The 3,054-nt window shown below is 35.8% G+C and carries 2 protein-coding genes; both read left to right on the top strand.

From position 1 onward, the window contains the following. Window positions 1-1,770 (top strand): hypothetical protein (locus tag H0U71_06445; protein ID MBA2654688.1); only part of this gene is annotated, 1,770 nt, incomplete at its 5' end. A 438-nt stretch (window positions 1,771-2,208) separates the two neighbouring features. Next, on the top strand, window positions 2,209-3,054 hold an 846-nt coding region (locus tag H0U71_06440; GenBank protein MBA2654687.1), incomplete at its 3' end, for a hypothetical protein.

Genomic DNA, 3,054 nt, shown 5'->3' with positions numbered 1-3,054 from the left:
CTTAGCGGTAAGACTTTATTAGTTTTTTGTGTGAGTCACCCCAAAAATATTTTGGATGACATTAATCACAACCCATACTTAGCAAAAAAATTATGGTCTTATATTACTCTACAAAACCATGCATTATTGCCCAACAATTTAAATATAAATTCCATGCCTGATTCCAGTTTATTAGGAGCACAAGACACCCTTAGAAGACAGTTTGAAAGTAATATCAGCGCCTTAATAGACCAGCTCATCTCCCAGGCACAACCGTTAACAGGATATTTCATTTATTCTTTAATTGAACAATGTGGCTTTTTTGCTTCAGCCAGCGGAAAGAAGCTCGAGGAGATAGTTGATTTCCAAAAACTAGAGACGATAGCCGAGGGCTGTCGAGATAAAGAATTGCCCTATTGGTTTTACTGTTATTACGCAAAATATTTTCCCGAGAATGTTAAAGTGCAACTTTTATGGCTAGAGAAAGCACTCAAAAATGGTTCCACCAAAGCTTGGGATTTTGTTATAGGAAAGAACGTGGCAACTTTATCTCCAGCATTTACTAAGATATATCAAAAAAATATACAGCATGCTAATTCAATATATTATAAATTTGGTTGGTTCCTTTCTTTTTCAAAACCAGAATTAATTAATGCAAACTATATTCATAGCCTATTAGACGTGTCCTTTGAATTGTATACCTCTTTGGATGAGCAAAAAAGGCGCCAGGGTTCAGCAGGAATTTCTGCAATAAACCAAGCTCTCTCTCCCATTATGTATGCAGAACTTATTGATGAGAAACAGGGTCAGAAACCTAGTACAAATTTTTATGCCAATTGTTTTTACACCTTTAGTGATGAGCTTTTCACTATTCCGAAGTCTCTTGAAACCACAATGGAGAAATTAAAAAAATATTATTTTAAGGCATATGATCATTATAAACAAAATGCAAATCCTGAACTTGCACTTAAATTAATCAAGTTGTGGGGAGCAATTGACGGGCTAGACCTAAAAAGACTATGCCTTCCCCTTGTTTATGCCGCCCAATCTGGCAATGAAGAGGCACTTATTCGCTTAAAGGTACTGAATTCTAATGATATGGTTGAAGATGAGAGCTTCCCTTGTGTAGCCCTCTTTAAAGTTTACAGAACAAAAGAAAATAACAAGTTGGCTCTACAGAGTTTATTTGAAGGATGCGAAAGAGAAAACAATTTTCAGGCGATTGAGGCAATGAGAGACTATGCCAAAGAGACTACAAACCTCAACTTATTATATAAAGCTTATGGTTATTGGGTTAAAAAAGAACCCGATTATTCTGAAAACCGAGATTCTGAAATCATATCTATGCTGAAGACATTCATAGCTATCCCAATCCATAAAATTCAGGCTGAAATGTCCGGAATCCAATTTTTCCACGGTCAAAAGAAGAGTGCCCTGCAACGATTAGAGAGTAGTTTGAAGGAGTTAACAGACTGCATGGAAAAAGAGATTAGAGCTAATCAATTAATGGAGAGCCCATATAAAAGAATATTAACGGCAATTGAAGCATGGGAAAATGAAAGTGTAGCAGGTAAAACAAATAAAGAGGTAATTGCTACCCCAAGCTTTGAGTTAATCGACAAAGGCCTGCGCTTTTTGGGCAGCAAACCAAAACTAGCTGAGTTTACAACGTCTACTTCTCAATTTATTGAAAATTTCAAAACCGAGCTAAGAACGAAGGAGGCAGAATTTCCGCTAGGCGAGATAAACATTCATACTCAAGAAAATAATCAGAATATCCTCAAACTTTAAAATAGGTATGTTAGCCACTCTAGAGCTAGTGCGGGGTTGTTTTCTGCATTAAGCTCAGGTATAGCAAAAAAATTTCAATCTTGCTGGCCAGCATAATCATGTCTGACGTAAACTGAGGATTATGTTTTTGTTTTACCAGTGTAAGTAAACACCTCCTCCACTAACGACTTATTCTCGCTATGTCGAAGGCTGAATCTCGCGATCAAAGTCGCGAAACGACGGACAAATATTTCATTTTGTCATGTGCAGCCGAAAAAAATAAAGTGTTTTGAAGATTTGCGTCAAAATATTATAAAGAAAGAGGGAAACTACAAAGCGTCTTTAACAAGCTTATGGCCTGATATTTTTTAATTATCTCAGCTAGCGGGCCAAGACCGACAGTATGACGAACAATTAATTGAGCTAATTTTAGCACAAGTTGACCAAAAAAATCAGACTTTGCTCCATCTTAAAAATATAGGCTCATATTTCGACAATGGCATTTATATTCTCGAGCATCTTAATTTTAATGACACGGCCAAAAGAACTGAGCTGGCCGTAACTTTATCCAAAAAATCAGAACAAGTTGCTAAATTTGTTGTGACAACTTCCACCCTGATTAAGGATCTCCCCCCGGAAGAAATAAGAGAGATTATTACGTGTTTCCCTAATTTACTCTTACACGCTGATTTTAACAAAGAGCAAACGTGCTCTATTGTAACACCCGAATTTTTTCGTTCAGTTGTTGAGAGCACGAGTCCGTTTCGACAAAGCTATTTGAGCTTAAGAGATGAAGTTTTTAAGGATGAAATCCGAATACTTGATGAGTGTGAGTGGTGTAAAAATCAATTAAACGCCAGCAACTGGTCTAGAGTTTACCCTAAATTATTATCTTTAAATTCTGAAAGAATTTGGCACTATGTGTTGGAAACAAATTTAAATTTCTCTGACACAATTAAAAGTGCATTGGTTAACGTGAATCCCAACTCAATTCCACAAAGTTGTCGTGAAAATTTAAAATCCAAACAAAGTATATGGCGGGAATATCTCAGCTATCCAGAAGAATTAAAAAACCTAATCTCAGTCAGCAAAATAAATACTATTTCTTTAGAAATAGTAGGCAGTATAAATGTACAGCTAGCTTCTATAATAATAAATACTCCTCGTTTTAATCAACGCCTTAGCGGTAAGACTTTATTAGTTTTTTGTGTGAGTCACCCCAAAAATATTTTGGATGACATTAATCACAACCCATACTTAGCAAAAAAATTATGGTCTTATATTACTCTACAAAACCATGCATTA

Source organism: Gammaproteobacteria bacterium (assembly GCA_013697705.1).
Classification (GTDB): Bacteria; Pseudomonadota; Gammaproteobacteria; order UBA6002; family UBA6002; genus UBA6002.
This window is presented reverse-complemented; position numbering and strand designations above follow the sequence as displayed.